At 72.8% G+C, this 16,722-nt stretch carries 13 protein-coding genes; 4 read left to right on the top strand and 9 right to left on the bottom strand.

Going from position 1 to position 16,722, the window contains the following annotated elements; genetic code table 11:
* Window positions 1–5: 5 nt before the first annotated feature.
* Entirely contained in the window at window positions 6–1,313 is a 1,308-nt protein-coding gene (hisD, locus tag ACZ3UD_RS00915) for a histidinol dehydrogenase (protein ID WP_465580804.1), read from the bottom strand.
* 91 nt (window positions 1,314–1,404) lie between these two features.
* Here hisD and ACZ3UD_RS00910 point away from each other — a divergent pair, with 91 nt between their 5' ends.
* From ACZ3UD_RS00910 to ybaK, 3 genes are all read left to right on the top strand, one after another.
* Window positions 1,405–2,982 carry an oxidoreductase gene (locus ACZ3UD_RS00910; protein ID WP_465580802.1) on the top strand — a complete coding sequence of 526 codons (1,578 nt, stop codon included), beginning with the start codon at window positions 1,405–1,407 and terminating at the stop codon, window positions 2,980–2,982.
* A gap of 87 nt (window positions 2,983–3,069) precedes the next feature.
* On the top strand, window positions 3,070–3,798 hold the full coding sequence (locus ACZ3UD_RS00905; protein ID WP_465580800.1) for an LON peptidase substrate-binding domain-containing protein: 729 nt from the start codon (window positions 3,070–3,072) through the stop codon (window positions 3,796–3,798).
* Between the two features lie 16 nt (window positions 3,799–3,814).
* Window positions 3,815–4,309 carry a Cys-tRNA(Pro) deacylase gene (ybaK, locus tag ACZ3UD_RS00900; RefSeq protein WP_465580798.1) on the top strand — a complete coding sequence of 165 codons (495 nt, stop codon included), beginning with the start codon at window positions 3,815–3,817 and terminating at the stop codon, window positions 4,307–4,309.
* 93 nt (window positions 4,310–4,402) lie between these two features.
* Here ybaK and ACZ3UD_RS00895 read toward each other — a convergent pair whose 3' ends face one another.
* The 6 genes from ACZ3UD_RS00895 to ACZ3UD_RS00870 all read right to left on the bottom strand — a co-directional run bounded on the left by ACZ3UD_RS00895 (window position 4,403) and on the right by ACZ3UD_RS00870 (window position 10,741).
* Window positions 4,403–5,140, bottom strand: coding sequence for a hypothetical protein (locus tag ACZ3UD_RS00895; protein ID WP_465580796.1), 738 nt, complete (start codon window positions 5,138–5,140; stop codon window positions 4,403–4,405).
* Between the two features lie 55 nt (window positions 5,141–5,195).
* The gene (locus tag ACZ3UD_RS00890; RefSeq protein ID WP_465580794.1) at window positions 5,196–6,005 is read right to left on the bottom strand and encodes an ABC transporter permease; all 810 of its coding nucleotides are present in this window, start codon (window positions 6,003–6,005) and stop codon (window positions 5,196–5,198) included.
* Complete coding sequence (locus tag ACZ3UD_RS00885; protein WP_465580792.1) at window positions 6,002–7,000, bottom strand: ABC transporter ATP-binding protein; 999 nt, start codon at window positions 6,998–7,000, stop codon at window positions 6,002–6,004. Before ACZ3UD_RS00885 ends, ACZ3UD_RS00890 begins: the two co-directional genes overlap by 4 nt.
* Before the next feature lie 90 nt (window positions 7,001–7,090).
* On the bottom strand, window positions 7,091–8,377 hold the full coding sequence (locus tag ACZ3UD_RS00880) for an NYN domain-containing protein (RefSeq protein WP_465580790.1): 1,287 nt from the start codon (window positions 8,375–8,377) through the stop codon (window positions 7,091–7,093).
* A gap of 298 nt (window positions 8,378–8,675) precedes the next feature.
* Window positions 8,676–9,722, bottom strand: coding sequence for an aspartate-semialdehyde dehydrogenase (locus ACZ3UD_RS00875; protein WP_465580788.1), 1,047 nt, complete (start codon window positions 9,720–9,722; stop codon window positions 8,676–8,678).
* Between the two features lie 131 nt (window positions 9,723–9,853).
* Window positions 9,854–10,741: a dihydrodipicolinate synthase family protein gene (locus ACZ3UD_RS00870; protein ID WP_465580786.1), complete on the bottom strand. Its 888-nt coding sequence runs from the start codon at window positions 10,739–10,741 to the stop codon at window positions 9,854–9,856.
* Window positions 10,742–10,812: 71 nt separating this feature from the next.
* Here ACZ3UD_RS00870 and ACZ3UD_RS00865 point away from each other — a divergent pair, with 71 nt between their 5' ends.
* Window positions 10,813–11,700 carry a LysR family transcriptional regulator gene (locus tag ACZ3UD_RS00865; protein WP_465580784.1) on the top strand — a complete coding sequence of 296 codons (888 nt, stop codon included), beginning with the start codon at window positions 10,813–10,815 and terminating at the stop codon, window positions 11,698–11,700.
* A gap of 67 nt (window positions 11,701–11,767) precedes the next feature.
* Here the strand turns inward: ACZ3UD_RS00865 and dnaE are convergent, their stop codons facing one another.
* Both dnaE and ACZ3UD_RS00855 read right to left on the bottom strand, forming a co-directional pair.
* A complete protein-coding gene (dnaE, locus tag ACZ3UD_RS00860; RefSeq protein ID WP_465580782.1) occupies window positions 11,768–15,301 on the bottom strand; it encodes a DNA polymerase III subunit alpha in 3,534 nt (1,177 codons plus the stop codon).
* Between the two features lie 154 nt (window positions 15,302–15,455).
* On the bottom strand, window positions 15,456–16,673 hold the full coding sequence (locus ACZ3UD_RS00855; protein WP_465580780.1) for a hypothetical protein: 1,218 nt from the start codon (window positions 16,671–16,673) through the stop codon (window positions 15,456–15,458).
* Window positions 16,674–16,722 lie beyond the last annotated feature (49 nt).

Here is a 16,722-nt window from a genome sequence, read left to right as displayed (position 1 = left end):
AATGGTCACGCGCCCGGTACCGTCCACTCGAAGCGAGCCTTGATCGCGTCCCCGTGCCCGGGGAGGTCCTCGGCGTTGGCCAGGTTGACCACGTGGGCGGCGACGTCCGCCAGCGCGTCCCGGTCGTACTCGACGACCTGGACGCCGCGCAGGAACGTCTGCACCGACAGCCCGGAGGAGTGGCAGGCGCAGCCTCCGGTCGGCAGCACGTGGTTGGAGCCGGCCGCGTAGTCGCCCAGCGAGACCGGGGTCCAGCGGCCGATGAAGATCGCGCCGGCGTTGACCACCTTGGCCGCGACCGCGTGCGGGTCGCGGGTCTGGATCTCCAGGTGCTCGGCCGCGTAGGCGTTGACCACGGCGAGGCCCTGGGTCAGGTCGTCGACCAGGATGATGCCGGACTGCCGGCCGCCGAGCGCCTCGGCGACCCGCTCGCTGTGCTTGGTCTTCGCGACCTGTACGGCGAGCTCGGCCTCGACCGCGTCGGCCAGCGCCGGGGAGTCGGTGACCAGCACCGAGCCGGAGGTCGGGCCGTGCTCGGCCTGGCTGATCAGGTCGGCGGCCACGTCGCCGGGCAGCGCGCTGTCGTCGGCGAGGACGGCGATCTCGGTCGGGCCGGCCTCGGAGTCGATGCCGATCCGGCCGGCGAACAGCCGCTTGGCGGCGGCCACGTAGATGTTGCCGGGGCCGGTGACCATGTCGACCGGGGCGCACTCCTCGGTGCCCAGGGCGAACATCGCCACCGCCTGGGCGCCGCCGACCGAGTAGACCTCGTCGACGCCGAGCAGCGCGCAGGCCGCCAGGATGGTCGGGTGGACCCGGCCCCCGAACTCCTTCTGCGGCGGGGAGGTGACCGCGATGCCCTGGACGCCCGCCTCCTGGGCCGGCACCACGTTCATCACCACGGAGGACGGGTAGACCGCCAGCCCGCCCGGCACGTACAGGCCGACCCGCTCGACCGGCACCCAGCGCTGGGTGACCGTGCCGCCCGGCACCACCTGGGTGGTGTGCCCGGTGCGGCGCTGGTCCGCGTGCACGGCCCGGGCGCGGCGGATGGACTCCTCCAGCGCGGCCCGCACCTTCGGGTCCAGCGTCTCCAGGGCCTCGGTGAGCTGCTCGGCCGGGACACGGGTCGACTCCAGCCGGACGCCGTCGAAGCGCTCGGTGATCTCGATCAGCGCCGCGACCCCGCGATGGCGCACGTCCTCGGCGATCGGCCGTACCTTCTCCAGTGCGGCCGCCACGTCGAACTCGGCACGGGGCAGCAGGTCACGCGGGTCGTCGAGCGAGCCGCGGAGGTCGATTCGAGAGATCACGCCACCCAGTGTAAGGAGTGGCCGGAACCGCTGGTCCCGCATTTCAGTCCGTGATACGAAAGGCGAGACGACCGGGGGGACGGGGTAAACCATGGCGGATCGCGCTCCAGAGGGCTGGACCGACACCGAGCGGGAACTCTGGGAGGCCTTCCGCCAAGGGGATGTATTCGACCGCCGAAGTGGCCAATCCGACATCGACGACCCCTTCGGGGACACCCCGTGGGGGCCCGGGCGGACGGTCAGCGCGGAGGCGCTCGCCCACCTGCTGCTGGCCGGCCCGGAGGCGGCGCCCGGGCGGGTCGCCTCGCTGCGGATGAGCGGGGTGACGGTCACCGGCGCGCTCAACCTGGCCGGCGGCCGGATCCAGCAGTACGTCGAGCTGCACGGCTGCCGCTTCGAGCACAAGGTCCTGATCTCGGAGGCCGAGGCCAGCACCATCCGCATGGTCGACTGCCTGGTCCCCCGGATCGAGGCGTCCCGGCTGTCCACCACCGGCGACCTCCACCTGGCCCGCTGCCGGGTCCCGGAAGGCATCCGGCTCACCGACGCCAAGATCGGCACCGACCTGCTGCTCAACCTGGCGGTGATCGGCTGCGACCGCTTCGGCCGGGCGCTGTCCGCCGACGGGATGACCGTCCACCAGGACTTCGAGGCCGAACGCATCGAGGTCCGGGGCGAGTTGAGCATCCGGACGGCCCGAATAGGCGGCCGGCTCTCGCTGCGCGGCGCCCAGCTGCACGCCGACCCGCAGAACGGCGTCTGCCTGAACGCCGTGCGGATCGTCGTCGGCCACACCCTCTACCTGACCAGCTCCTCCGACGACGGCTGGTTCGGCTCGCGCAGCTACTACGGCTCCGGGTACGGCCAGAACCCGCAACCCGGCTCCGCCAGCACCCCCTTCCGCGCCCACGGCCAGGTCCGGCTGTCCGACGCCCGCTTCGAGGCCGCCTGCCTGATCTCCGGCGAGTTCCACCTGGAGGGTGACGACGAGCTGTCGCTGCGCCGCATCCACACCCCCGAGCTGCGCTTCACCTGCCGGATCCGCCCCACCGGCACCGTCTCGCTCTCCCGCGCCCGGGTCGGCAACCTGGTCGACGTCCCGGAGGCCTGGCCGCGCGGCAAGCACCTGGGGCTGACCGGCTTCGTCTACGAGAACCTGCGCCCGGTGCGGCCCTTCACCGTCCAGCAGCGGATCGCCTGGCTGGAGGGCTCCTCGGTGGACTTCCAGCCGGAGTCCTACGAGCAGCTCGCCGCCGCCCTGCGCCGCGACGGCGCCGACGACGACGCCCGTGAGGTGCTGTACGCCAAGCAGCGCCGCCGCCGCCAGACCCTGCCGCTGCCCGCCCGGATCTGGGGCCGGGTCCAGGACGTCACCGTCGGTTACGGCTACCGTCCCGGCCGGGCGGGCCTGTGGCTGCTGCTCGCCTGGGCGCTCGGCAGCGTGTGGTTCGCCACCCACCCGCTGGATCCGCTCAAGGCCGACGAGCGCCCGCACTGGAGCCCGGTGCTGTACACCCTCAACCAGCTGCTGCCGATCGTCGACCTCAACCAGGGCGCCTGGAACCCCGGCGGGATCTCCCAGTGGATCTCCGCCGGGCTGGTGGTGATCGGCTGGCTGCTCGCCTCCACCGTGGTGGCGGGCGCCACCCGGCTGCTCCAGCGGGGCTGACACTGTGGACGGCGTCGAACGGCCCGACACGGTGGCTGGCGTTAACCGCGCGACAAGGCCCGGGCCCGGGGAACTACGCTGTCCGCCGTGACAGAACGGCTGCCGCTCTTCCCGCTGAACACCGTGCTCTACCCGGGCCTCGTGCTGCCCCTGAACGTCTTCGAGGAGCGCTACCGCCGTCTCGTCGCCGACCTGCTCGAACAGCCCGAGGACGCGCCGCGCCGTTTCGGCGTGCTCGCCATCAAGGACGGCCGCGAGGTCGCCCCGGTCCGACCCGAGGAGGGCCCGGCCGGCCCGCTCGACGGCCTGGGCACCGTCACCGGCGACCCGCTGGAGGCGCTGTTCCACGTCGGCTGCGTCGCCGACGTCTCCTCCGCCCAGAAGCAGTCCGACGGCCGCTACGAGCTGCTGGTCACCGGCACCACCCGGTTCTGGCTGCGCTCGGTGGACGTCACCGGTCCGTACCTGACCGGCGAGATCGAGCCGATCGAGGAGCAGTCCGGCGAGGGCTCCGGCGCCCTGGCCTCCGAGGTCGAGCGGGCGTTCCGGGTCTACCAGAAACGCCTGGCCGGGGCGAAGGAGGCCACCACCACGGGCCGCCCGCAGCTACCCGACGACCCGCAGGTGCTCTCCTACCTGGTGGCCGCCGCCTCGGTGTTCGAGACCCCGGTCAAGCAGCGGCTGCTCGCCTGCCCCGACACCGCCCAGCGGCTGCGCACCGAACTCGACCTGCTGCGCCGTGAGAGCGCCGTCCTCAGCTGGCTGCCCTCGCTCCCCGCGGTCGACCTCACCCGCCAGTCCTTCAGCCCCAACTGACGTAAGGCACCCCCGCATGGCCAAGAAGCCCAGGAAGGGCGGCCAGGGCACCCCGGCCACCGTCGCCCTGGAGACCGCCGCCGTCGCCTTCACCGTCCACGCCTACGAGCACGACCCGGCCGCCGCCTCCTACGGCGGCGAGGCCGCCGAGGCCCTGGGCGTCGCCCCCGAGCGGGTCTACAAGACCCTGGTCGCCGACGTGGACGGCACCCTCACCGTCGGCGTGGTCCCGGTCGCCGGCCAGCTCGACCTCAAGGCCCTGGCCGCCGCCGTCGGCGGCAAGCGCGCCGCCATGGCCGACCCGGCCGCCGCCGAGCGCAGCAGCGGCTACGTCCTCGGCGGCATCTCCCCGCTCGGCCAGCGCCGCCCGCTGCGCACGGTGATCGACGCCAGCGCCCTCGGCCACCCCACCGTCTACGTCTCGGCGGGCAGGCGGGGCCTGGAGGTCGAGCTGGCCCCCGCCGACCTGATCGCCCTCACCAACGCCCACACGGCCGCCATCGCCCGCTGAGGGCCCGGGAAACGGCACGAGGCGGAAGGCCCGGCCCGTACCGGACCGCCGGCCTTCCGCCTCGCCCGGGAACTCAGCCCTGCGGAGAGGACCTCAGCCCTGCCCGCGCTCCCGCGCGGCCGCGTCCGCCGGAGCCGCGTCCGCCGGGGGAACCGCGGGGGGAGTCTCAGGGGCCCCGTACGTCCCCGCCGGAGCCCCCCAGTACGGCGGCGGATCCTCCTCCCGCTTGCCGAACGCCGCGGACAGCGCCAGTAGCACCACCATCGCCGCCATCGGCCACACCAGCAGCGCCCCCAGCGCCCCCAGGTCGATGCTCGCGTCGAAGTGCCCGCCGTTGCCGACCCGCCGGGCCTCCGCGATCAGGTTGTCGCTGGGCCCGAGCCAGCGTCCGATCTGCCAGGCGCCGATCGACCCGAGCAGTCCGCCGATGGTGAGCCCCAGCGCGACCGCGATGCCGCCGCCGCGCTTGCGGGTCACCAGGAAGGCCCCGAGCGCCGTCACGATCCCGGCGCCCAGCGCGATCAGCACGAACACCGCGTCGGCGCCCGCCCGCTGCTCGCCCTCGGGGTCCGCGTAGAGGATCCGGTCGCCGTCCACCAGCAGCGGCACCTTCGGCGCCAGCCAGACCCACAGCCCGGCCATCGCCAGTCCGACCAGCAGGCAGACGACCACGACGCCCGCCCCGATCCGCACCTCCGGCAGTAGCCGCCGCCCCACCGAGGGAGCGGGCGCGTCCTGCGCCGGGGGCGGCGCGAACGGGTCGGGCACGGCACCCGGCTCCGCCTCCACGTCGGCGCGGGCGGGATCCGGAGGTGTGTTCGGTACGGTCACAGGCCCCATCGTTTCACGACCGCCGCCCGAACGGCCCCACCGCCCGGGCATCGGCCTACCGCGCGACCGCCCGCCGGTACGCCCAGGTGGCCAGCGCCAGCGACACCACGCCGACCGCCGCGCAGACCCCCAGGTCCGCCGCGGCCATCGCCCAGTCCGGGTCCGGCGCGAAGGTCCGGGCGAAGGCCTCCACCCCGTACGTCGAGGGCAGCAGATCCCGCAGCCACAGCACCGGCTGCGGCAGGTGGTCCACCGGCAGCACGCCCAGCAGCAGGGCCGCCGACATGCCGAGCTGCCCCAGCATCGTCGCGATCTCCTGGCGCGGCGCCAGCAGCCCGCAGGCCGCGCCCAGGCCGGACAGCGCGGCCCCGGCCAGCGGCACGACCGCCAGCAGCACCCACAGCTGCCCGAGCGGCAGCCCGAACATCACCGCGCCGATGCCCGCGGTGACCAGCGTCCCCGGCAGGGTGAACGAGGCGTACGCGCCGGCCGCGCCGAGCACCACCGAGGCGGCCGGCACCGGCAGCGTCCCGTAGTGGTCCAGGCCCCCGGTGGCCCGCAGCTTCCCGAAGTACTGGGCGAGCAGGTTGAGCGCGACGAACGCCACCACCAGCACGCTCGACCCGGCGACCACCGACCGCGCCGCCGAGGTCTGCCCGGCCTCCACGACGCCCCGCATCATCACCAGGATGCCGACGGACTGGAAGGTCGCCACGAACAGCAGCGGGATCCGCGCCACCTTGGCCCGGGCGAGCTGCGCCCGGTACACCGCGGCGAGCGAGGGCAGCAGCCGGGCGGCGGGGGCGAGCGGGGCGGGCCCGGCCGTCGACCGGTCGGTCCGCGGGGGCACCGAGAGCAGCGTCACTTGGCGAGTCCTCCGTGGCGGCCGCCCAGCTTGAGGTAGGCGTCCTCAAGGCTCGGGGTGGCGAGGGTGAAGTCGTCGAGCGCCGCGAAGGCCGGGCCGGTGGTGACGGCGGCGACCAGCTCGCGGGCCTGCTCGGGGGTGGTGCGGACGGTCCAGCGGCGCCCGGTGCGCTCGGCCCGTTCGGCCAGCGCGGCGACGGCGGGGACGCCGAGCGGCGCCTCGTCCCGCCAGACCAGGTCGAGCCGGACGTCGCCGTCCACCAGCGCCTTGAGCCCGCCGGGCGTGTCGCAGGCGATCACCCGGCCCTCGTCGACCACGGCGACCCGGTCGAGCACGGTCTCCGCCTCGATCACGTTGTGGGTGACCAGCAGCACCGTCGTCCCGCGCTCGGCGCGGCGCCGGTCCACGGCCGACCACACGGCCCGCCGGGCGACCGGGTCCATGCCCGTGGTCGGCTCGTCCAGCACGAGCAGCGGCCGCTCCCCCACCAGGGTGGCCGCGAAGCAGGCGAGCCTGCGCTGCCCGCCGGAGAGCTTGGCCAGCGGCCGCGAGGCGATCGACTCCAGCCCGAGTTCGGTGAGCACCTCCGCCGTCTCGGCGCGGGCCTGCGCCCGGCCGAGCCCGCGCAGCCGCCCGGTGGTCTCGGCGGCCAGCACCACGGTCAGCTCGTCCAGCGCGGTGGACTCCTGCCCGAGGTAGCCGAGCAGCCGCGCCGCCCGCTCGGGGTGCCGCACGATGTCGTGGCCGAGCAGTTCGACCGATCCGGAGTCCGGGCGCAGCAGCCCGGTGAGCTGGCGCACGAGCGTGGACTTCCCGGCCCCGTTCGGTCCGAGCAGCCCGAAGATCTCGCCCTGCCGGACGGTCAGGCTGATCCCGTCGTTGGCCCGGACCTCGGCGGCGGCGGTGCCGCGCCCGGTGCGGTAGGTGCGGACCAGGTCGCGTACGGCGACGCACGGCGAGGTGTCCTGGGGTGCTCGCCCGGCCGTCTCTTTCACGACCGGAGACTCTACGCGCTCACACGGGCGAACCGGACAAGGGGGCCTGATCGCCGGAAACCACCGGTTCGGCTCGCTCCCGCACCGCCCTCAGTCGTCCACGACCATGGAGCCGCCGGGCACCCGGGCCGCGAGCTCCTTCCAGAAGCCCGCCCGGATGGCGTAGCGGTCGTGCTCGTCGATCTGGTCGTCCTTGTGCGCGAGCAGCCCGAAGCGGGCGGCGTAACGCAGCAGCTCGCCGTCGACCCGGTGCGGGATGCGCGGGTAGTCGGGCCAGAGCAGGGTGAGCCGTTCGAGGTCGCCGAGCCGGTCGCTCCAGCGCCGGGCGAAGACCTGCCCGACTTCGTGGGCATCGCCGCCGATCGAGGTGATGTCCTCCTCCCGGTCGGCCCAGCGCTGCTCGGCGGTGGTCAGCTGGGCCAGGGTCGGCAGGCTGTCCCCGGCGGTGACGGACGGCTCCGGTGCGGGCCGGTCCACCCAGCCCCGGTCGGAGGACCACCGCAGCACCGGCCCGCCCGCCGCGTGCCCGGCGGCGGTGCCGTTGGCGTGTCCGTTGGCGGTGCCGTTGGCGTGCCCGTTGGCCGCCGGGGTGGTCGGCGCGACGGCGGAGACCCGTCCGGCGAGGTCCTTGGGGGTGGGTACCACCCGCAGTGCCGCGGCCGGCTGCGACCCCCCGTTCGCGGCGGGTGCCTCGGGCTCCGGGGCTGCGGCGGCGGGCCGGGCGCCCGGCGGCACCACGGTCGGCAGCGAGGCGGGCGGGGCGGCCAGGATCTTGGCGATCTCCTGCCGGGCGCCGCCGGCCTCGGGCGCGGGGAACACGCTGGAGCTGTCCCGCGGCGAGAAGGACCCCTCGATCCACTCGCGGTCCAGCACCCGCCGCTCGTCGGCCTCGCCGACCAGGTCCTCGGACTGGTTGAAGTCCCCGTCGGCGGCCTGCAGCGCCCACAGGTGCACGGCCACCCCGTGCTCCTTGGCGGTCATCATCCCGGGCAGCAGGTCCCCGTCGCCGGTGATCAGTACGACGTCCGCGCAGGCCCGGTTGCGGGCGAGTTCGGAGAGTTCGGCGTGCATCGCGGCGTCGACGCCCTTCTGCACCCAGCGCCCCTCGGCCCGGGTGAGGGCGCCCAGCCGTACGGTGACCCTGGGCAGGACGCGCAGCCGCCGGTGCTCGGGCATGGGGCGGCGGTCGGGAGCCGCGTCGAACCAGTAGATCCGCAGCAGGGGCAGCCCGGTCTCGGCCTCGGCGCGCTCGCGCAGGGCGCTGATCAGCGCGGTGTGGTTCACGGTGACTTTCGAGCGGGAAGGGTCACCGGCGAGCAGGCTGGCGGCGGCGCCCAGCAGGTATCCGGCGTCCACCAGGACGACACAGCGGTCCATCCGCGCACCTCTTTCCGCTCGCCCTCGAAGGTCAGTCAGGGTGGGCGGTCCGCCCGTCGTCCGCGCGTGGTGGGGTGAGGGGCCCCCGTGACCGCCCGATCGTTGGGTCACCTTTTCCCCTTGGTTCGCGCCCCGAACCTCGGCAGATGTCCCGGTCCCGCAACAGCCGCCCCAATGAGTCGCAAAGAAACACGAAGGCGGGCCCCGTTCAACGACGGGGCCCGCCAAACGTCACGGACGGCTGATCCGGTCAGCCCTCGGGCTCGGCCGGGTGCCGGCCCTGGAGCTCGGCCGGGTGTCAGCCCTTGAGCTCCGCGGCGACCAGCTCGGCCAGCTGGACGGCGTTGAGCGCGGCGCCCTTGCGCAGGTTGTCGTTGGAGACGAACAGCGACAGGCCGTTCTCCACGGTCTCGTCCACCCGGATGCGGCCGACGTAGCTCGGGTCCCGGCCGGCCGCCTGCAGCGGGGTCGGGATCTCGGACAGCTCGACGCCGGGGGCACCGGTGAGCAGCTCGACGGCGCGCTCGGTGCTGATCGGGCGCTCGAAGCGGGCGTTGATCTGCAGCGAGTGGCCGGAGAAGACCGGCACGCGCACGCAGGTGCCGGAGACCTTCAGAGCAGGAATGCCGAGGATCTTGCGGCTCTCGTGGCGGAGCTTCTGCTCCTCGTCGGTCTCGTTGGAGCCGTCCTCCACGATGGAGCCGGCCAGCGGCACCACGTTGAAGGCGATCGGCCGCCGGTAGACCTTGGGCTCGGGGAACTCGACGGCGCCGCCGTCGTGGGCGAGCGCGGCGGCGCCGTCCACGACCTTGGCGGCCTGGTCCCGCAGCTCGGCGACGCCGGCCACGCCGCTGCCGGAGACGGCCTGGTAGGTGGAGACGACGAGGGCGGCGAGTCCGGCCTCCTCGTGCAGCGGGCGCAGCACGGGCATGGCGGCCATGGTGGTGCAGTTCGGGTTGGCGATGATGCCCTTGGGGCGGTCGGCGATGGCCTCGGGGTTGACCTCGGAGACGACCAGCGGGACCTCGGGGTCACGGCGCCAGGCGGAGGAGTTGTCGATGACGACGGCACCGGCCGCGGCCACCTTGGGGGCCAGGGCCTTGGAGGTGGAACCGCCGGCCGAGAAGATCACGATGTCCAGGCCGGTGTAGTCGGCCGTGGCAGCGTCCTCGACGGTGACCTCGGTGCCCTGCCAGGGCAGCGTGCGCCCGGCCGAGCGCGCCGAGGCGAACAGCCGCAGCTGCTCCACCGGGCCGATTCCACCGGGAAGTCCAGCGCGCTCCGCCAGGATCTCGCGGACCACGCCGCCGACCTGGCCGGTGGCCCCGACAATGCCGATCTTCATTCCGACTACTCCTCTGAATGGTGCTGTCTACAGCCGCACTCTGCCCATCATGCCTTGCCACGGGCGTCGAACGACCTGCCATTTCACGGTATGAGAGGGGCCACGGTGGGAGAGGTGGCCCGGACAGCCGACTACTGGTCCAGACCATTCGCCAGCTCAAGCGCGGCCGCGACCTCCGCCCCGCCCGCCGGCAGCAGCGGCAGCCGGACGTCCGGGGTCGGGATCCGGCCCTGGGCGTGCAGCACGCCCTTGGTCACCGTCGGGTTGGGCGCGGTGAACGCGGACAGCGCCAGAGCGGTCAGCCGGTGCCCGAGCGCCCGGGCCCGCTCGACGTCCCCGGCCCGCCAGGCCTCGTGCAGTTCGACGAAGCGGGCGGTCGCCAGGTGCGCGGAGGCGAGGATGCCGCCGGCCGCGCCGATCGCCAGCATCGGCGCCAGGAAGGCGTCCTCCCCGGTGAGGAACGCGAAGCCCTCGGGGGTGTCGGCGAGCAGTTCGGCGGCCGTCCGGTCCAGCCCGCCGGTCGCGTACTTGACGCCCACCACGCCCTCGATCGCGGCCAGTTCGCGCAGCGCGGCGGTGGAGAGCTGCTGCCCGGTGCGGTACGGGATGTGGTAGACGACCAGCGGCAGCGGGCTGCTCGCGGCCAGCGCCCGGAAGTGCGCGAGCGTCCCGGCCTCGCCCGCCCGGACGAAGGACGGCGTGGTCACCAGCGCCGCCGCCCGCGGCACCCGCGCGGCGAGCGCGGCCAGCGCCTCGCCGACGGCCCGGGTGTCGCCGCCGGAGGCGCCGACGATCAGCTGCGCCCCGCGCGCCGCGCAGGCGGCCGCGGCGACGTCCACCACCGCGTCCCGCTCCTCGGCGGTCAGCGCGGCGGGCTCGCCGGTGGTGCCGAGCGCGACCAGCCCGGCCGCCCCGGCGTCCAGGACCTCGTACGCGAGCTTCTCCAGCGCGTCGAGGGCGACCGAACCGTCGGCGGCGAAGGGGGTGATCAGGGGGACGTGGATGCCCTTGAGTTCCATACCGACGATCCTGCGGCCGCGGATAGCGCAGGTCCAGTTCACATTTCCGACGCTTCTCGTAAGCTGAGCCGATGCTCGATGTCCGACGCCTGCGCCTGCTGCGCGAACTCGCCCACCTCGGCACCATCGCCGCCGTCGCCGAGGCGCTGTCCTTCAGCGCTTCGGCGGTGTCCCAGCAGCTGTCCGTCCTGGAGAAGGAGGCGGGCGTCCCGCTGCTGGAGCGCACCGGGCGGCGGGTCACCCTCACCCCGGCCGGCCGCAACCTGGTCCGCCACGCCGAGTCCGTACTCGCCCTGCTGGAGCAGGCGGGCGCCGAACTCGCCCACGCCAAGCGGGGACTGGCCGGCCCACTGCGGATCGGCACCTATCCCTCCGCGGCCCGCGCGATCATCCCCGCGGTGCTCGCCGAGCTGGCCTCCTGGCACCCGGGGCTGGAGCCGATGGTCACCGAGGTCGACCCGGCGGCCGTCGGCGCGGCTCTGCGCGCGGGCGAGCTGGACGTCGCGCTGGTCCACGAGTACGACCTCGTCCCGACCGACCCGGAGCCGGGCCTCGCGGTCACCCGTCCGGTCTTCACCGAGCCGATGTACCTGGCCGCCCGCACCCCGGCCACGGTCGCCGAGCAGCGCGGCGCGCCCTGGATCATGTCCCCGCCCGGCACGCTGTGCCACACCATGGCCGTCCGCGCCTGCGAGGCGGCGGGCTTCGCGCCCCGGATCCGGCACCAGATCGACGACTTCACCACGGTGCTGGCGCTCGTGGCCGCCGGCCAGGGCGTCGCCCTGGTCCCCCACCTGGGCACGGCCCAGCAGCCGCCGGGGGTCGTCCTCACCCGCTTGCCGATGTACCGCCGCACCCGGGCCGCGTTCCGCGCGGGTGCGGGCTCCCACCCGGCCATCTCGGCCTTCGTCTCGGCGCTGCACACGGCGGTGCCGCCGGGGCTGGGCAGCGGGTCCTGAGGCTTGCCGAGTACGCGAAAGGCCCGGGGCGCTCAACCACGTGAGCACCCCGGGCCCGGTTCCCGCGCTAGACCGCCAGGCAGCTCGGCCCGAGCAGCTGCTTCAGGTCCCCGAACAGCGCCGGGTCCGACTTCACCCGGTGCCGGTCCAGCCGCAGCACCGTCGTCTTGTTGCGGCTCTCCAGCCGCACCCGCACCTCGGTGGTGCCCCGGTGGCTGCCGAGCACCTCGCCGAGCCGGGCCACCAGCGGCGGGGTGACCTTCCCGCTCGGGATGTTGATGGTGATCGGCGCCTCCGCGTGGGCGTTCGACAGGTCCGGGACGGAGAGCTCCATGCCCATCAGCCGCGGCACGTCCTCCCGCTTGTCCAGCTTGCCGCGGACGAACACCACGGCGTCCTCGACCAGTTGGGAGGAGACCAGCTGGTAGCTCGCCGGGAAGAACATGCAGTCGATCGAGCCCGCCAGGTCCTCGACGGTGGCGATCGCCCAGGCGTTGCCCTGCTTGGTCATCTTCCGCTGGAGGCCCGAGATGATGCCGCCGATGGTGACGATCGTCCCGTCCGGCCGCTCCGCGAGGTCCGCGACCGCGCAGTCCGCCTTGTCGGCGAGCACGTGCTCGATGCCGTGCAGCGGGTGCGAGGAGACGTACAGGCCGAGCATCTCCCGCTCCTGGGTGAGCAGGAAGGACTTCTCCCACTCCTCCTCGGAGAACACGACGTCCAGCCCGAAGCTCGGCTCGTCCGAGGTCGCGTCGCCGCCGAAGAGGTCGAACTGTCCCTCGGCCTCCTTGCGCTTCACGCCGACCACGTTGTCGATCATCGGCTCGAACTGCGCGCTCAGGCCCTTGCGGGTGTGCCCGAGCGAGTCGAAGGCGCCCGCCTTGATCAGCGATTCGACGGTCCGCTTGTTGCAGACCACCGACTCCACCTTGTCCAGGAAGTCGGGGAAGGAGCTGAACTTCCCCTTGGTCTTCCTCGTCCGGATCATCGAATCGACCACCGGCCCACCGACGTTGCGGATGGCGGTGAGGCCGAAGCGGACCGTGTCGTCACCATGCGGGGTGAAGTCCGAGTCCGACTCGTTGACGTCCGGCGGCAGGACGTTGATGCCCATCTTGCGGCACTCGTTGAGGTAGACCGCCGACTTGTCCTTGTCGTCCTTGACGGAGGTGAGCAGGCCGGACATGTACTCGGCCGGGTAGTTGGCCTTGAGGTAGGCCGTCCAGTACGAGACCAGCCCGTACCCGGCGGTGTGCGCTTTGTTGAACGCGTAGCCGGAGAAGGGGACGAGGACGTCCCACACCGCCTGGATGGCCGCGTCGGAGTAGCCGCGCTCGCGGCAGCCCTTCTGGAAGGGGACGAACTCCGCCTCCAGGATCTCCTTCTTCTTCTTGCCCATGGCACGGCGCAGCAGGTCCGCCTGGCCGAGCGAGTAGCCGGCGAGGATCTGCGCGGCCTTCTGCACCTGCTCCTGGTAGACGATCAGGCCGTACGTCGGGCGGAGCACCTCCTCCAGAGGCTTCTCCAGCTCCGGGTGGATCGGGGTGATCTCCTGCTGCCCGTTCTTGCGCAGCGCGTAGTTGGTGTGGGAGTTGACGCCCATCGGGCCGGGGCGGTACAGCGCCAGCACGGCCGAGATGTCTTCGAAGTTGTCGGGCTTCATCAGGCGCAGCAGCGAGCGCATCGGCCCGCCGTCGAGCTGGAAGACGCCGAGCGTGTCACCGCGGGCGAGGAGTTCGTAGGTCGGCTTGTCGTCCAGGGGCAGATCAAGCAGGTTGATCTTGATGCCCTTGTTCTTCTCGATCGCCTTGACGGCGTCGTCCATGATCGTCAGGTTGCGCAGGCCGAGGAAGTCCATCTTGAGAAGGCCGAGGCCCTCACAAGTCGGGTAGTCGAACTGCGTGATGGTGACGCCGTCGGTGTGCCGGGTCCACACCGGGATGTGGTCGGTCAGCGGCTCGGCGGACATGATGACGCCGGCCGCGTGCACGCCGGGCTGGCGGATCAGACCCTCGATGCCGCGCGCGGTGTCGATGACCTTCTTCACGTCCGGGTCGGTCTCGTACAGCCCGCGGATCTCGCCCGCCTCGCCGTAGCGCGGGTGGGAGCTGTCGGTGATGCCGGACAGCGGGATGCCCTTGCCCATGACGTCCGGCGGCATCGCCTTGGTGATCCGGTCGCCCATCGCGTACGGGTAGCCGAGGACTCGGGAGGAGTCCTTGATGGCGGCCTTCGCCTTGATGGTGCCGTACGTGACGATCATGGCGACCTTGTCGGATCCCCACTTCTCCGTCACGTAGCGGATCACGTCACCGCGCCGACGCTCGTCGAAGTCGATGTCGACATCGGGCATGGAGATGCGCTCAGGGTTGAGGAAGCGCTCGAAGATCAGGCCGTGCGGGATGGGGTCGAGGTCGGTGATGCCCATCGCGTACGCGACCAGCGAACCGGCCGCCGAACCACGGCCGGGGCCCACCGCGATGCCCTGGCTCTTGGCCCACATGATGAAGTCGGCGACCACGAGGAAGTACGCCGGGAACCCCATCTGGATGATGGTGTCCATCTCGTACTCGGCGAGCTTCCTGTGCTCCTCGTCGTACCCGCCCGGGAAGCGCCAGTCCATGCCCTCCCAGACCTTGGACCTGAAGAAGTCCGCCTCGGACTCGAAGCCCTCCGGGATCGGGAAGCGGGGCATCAGGTTCTTGAACTTGAACATGCCCTCGGTGTCGACCCGGGAGGCGACGAGGAGCTGGCTGTTGCGGCAGCCCTCCTGCCAGGCGTCCGAGGAGTCCAGCGCGTACATCTCGGCGGCGGACTTGATGTAGTAGCCGGTGCCGTCGAAGCGGAAGCGGTCCGGGTCGGAGAGGTTCTTGCCGGTCTGGACGCAGAGGAGGAGGTCGTGGGCGCCGGCGTCGGCCTCGGTGGTGTAGTGCGAGTCGTTGGTGACGACCGGGGGGATGTTCAGCTTCTTGCTGATCTCCAGCAGCCCGTCGCGGACCCGCTTCTCGATGTCGAGGCCGTGGTCCATCAGCTCCAGGAAGTAGTTCTCCTTGCCGAAGATGTCCTGGTAGTCGGCGGCGGACTTCACGGCCTCGTCGAACTGGCCGAGCCGCAGGCGGGTCTGCACCTCACCGGACGGGCAGCCGGTGGTCGCCATCAGACCGCCGGACAGCTCGGAGATCAGCTCCTTGTCCATCCGGGGCCACTTCACCAGCCAGCCCTCGGCGTAGGACCGCGAGGTCAGCTTGAAGAGGTTGTGCAGGCCCTCCTTGTTCCGGGCCCAGATGGTCTTGTGGGTGTACGCGCCGGACGCGGAGACGTCGTCCTTCTTCTGGTGCGGCTGGCCCCACAGGACGCGCTTGGTGTTCGAGCGGGACTCGGGCGCGACGTACGCCTCGATGCCGATCACGGGGGTGATCCCGGCGGCGGTCGCCTGCTTGTGGAACTCGGCGGCGCCGTACATGTTGCCGTGGTCGGTCATCGCGACATGGGTCTGGCCCAGCCGCTCGACCTCCTTGAACATCTGCTTCAGCCGGGCGGCACCGTCCAGCATCGAGTACTCGGTGTGGACGTGCAGATGCGCGAACGGCTGGTCGCTCAAGGCGGGGCCTCCGGAGGCTCTGGTGCTGGTCTGGTGGGCCGGCGAACGTGCAGGTCACAGGGGCGCCTCTGGAAATGGAGGTGGCCTGGAAATGGATGTGGCCCGGAACACCTCTCGGGGTCCGGACCATCACTCACACGTTCACGCGTCTACTCTAGCCCGCCCCGCCCCGGGCCAGTCGCACCGCGGCGGCCTCCCGGACCGCCGTTTCCTCCATCGGATCGTCTCGCAGGTAGGCCAGACGGGCGCTCACCTCGGGCCGTTCCGGAGCGTGCTCGATCCCCAACAGTCGGGCATCGGATTCGCAGTCCCAGAGCGACTCGGTGAACGCCTCGGCCGTCCCGGCCGACCCGATCGCCGCCAGGGCCTCCAGGTACGCGGGGCGCTCGTGCGAGTGCGGGGTGTGGAGCCAGAAGCGGCGCAGCAGCGAGGCCGCCTCCCCCGCCTCCGGCCCGAACCGGGCCAGCCCACGGGCGGTGTACATCGGCCCGCACCAGACCCGCTCCACCCAGTCCCGTTCCAGCTCGGCCAGCAGCACGGGAAGGTCCCCCTTCCCGCCGTACCGCTCCAGCACGTTGTGCCCGAGCTGCGCCAGCCAGCGCGTGTCGGAGGCGGCCCAGTCCCGCCCGGCCGGCATCGCCAGGGCACCGAGCTTCCAGACCGCCCGCCCCAGCGACGTCAGGGCGTACCTGCCGTCCGCTCTCCCGAGCAAGGGCACCAGCGCAACCAGGCCCGGCTCCGGCTCACGTTGTGCCAGCCGCGTCAGCGCGGCAATCTTGCGAATCTCCGGCTCCCCCGGGTCGGCGAGCAGCTCCAGCAGCTCCGCGCTGGTCAGCCCCTCCGTCGGCGCCGGCTTCTCGGCCGGAGGCTTCGGCACCTGCCCACGCAGACCCCAGAGCATCCAGGGGAACTCCCACGGCGCCGGATCCTCCACGCCCTCCTGCAGGCGTGCCGCCGCGACGCCTTCGAGGTCGTCCCACCACTCACGGGGCCAGCGGGCGGCCAGCGACTGCAGGACGTCCACCCAGCGCTCGCCGTCCCGGACGTACGCCCGCAGCGCGTCCCGGGCCTCGGGCGAGCCGCCGAGCGCCAGCAGCTCCAGCACCCTGGTCGCCCGTGCGCAGGTGTGCTCGTCTCCGGCGAGCATGTCGGTCACGGGCTGGAGCGGCAGCTCCAGGTCCCGGATCAGCCGAGCGAGATAGAGGTGCCGCTCGTCGACCACCGAGTCCCGGCGCCACTCCCGGCGGATGCAGGCGTACACCAGCTCGGCGGCCGACGGCGGATCCTCCGCCGCCATCAACGCCCCCAGCCCCCGGCCGCGCTGCAGGAGGCCGAGGAGGGTGTTCGCCGGTGCGTAGTGGTCGGTGCGCATGGGGTCCATCGTGCCCGCCGGCCCCCGGCGCACGGGCGGCGGGGGCCGG

The organism is Kitasatospora sp. NPDC023118, assembly GCF_055560875.1.
The sequence above is the reverse complement of the archived record's forward strand: the minus strand, read 5'-3'. Positions and strand labels throughout refer to the sequence as shown.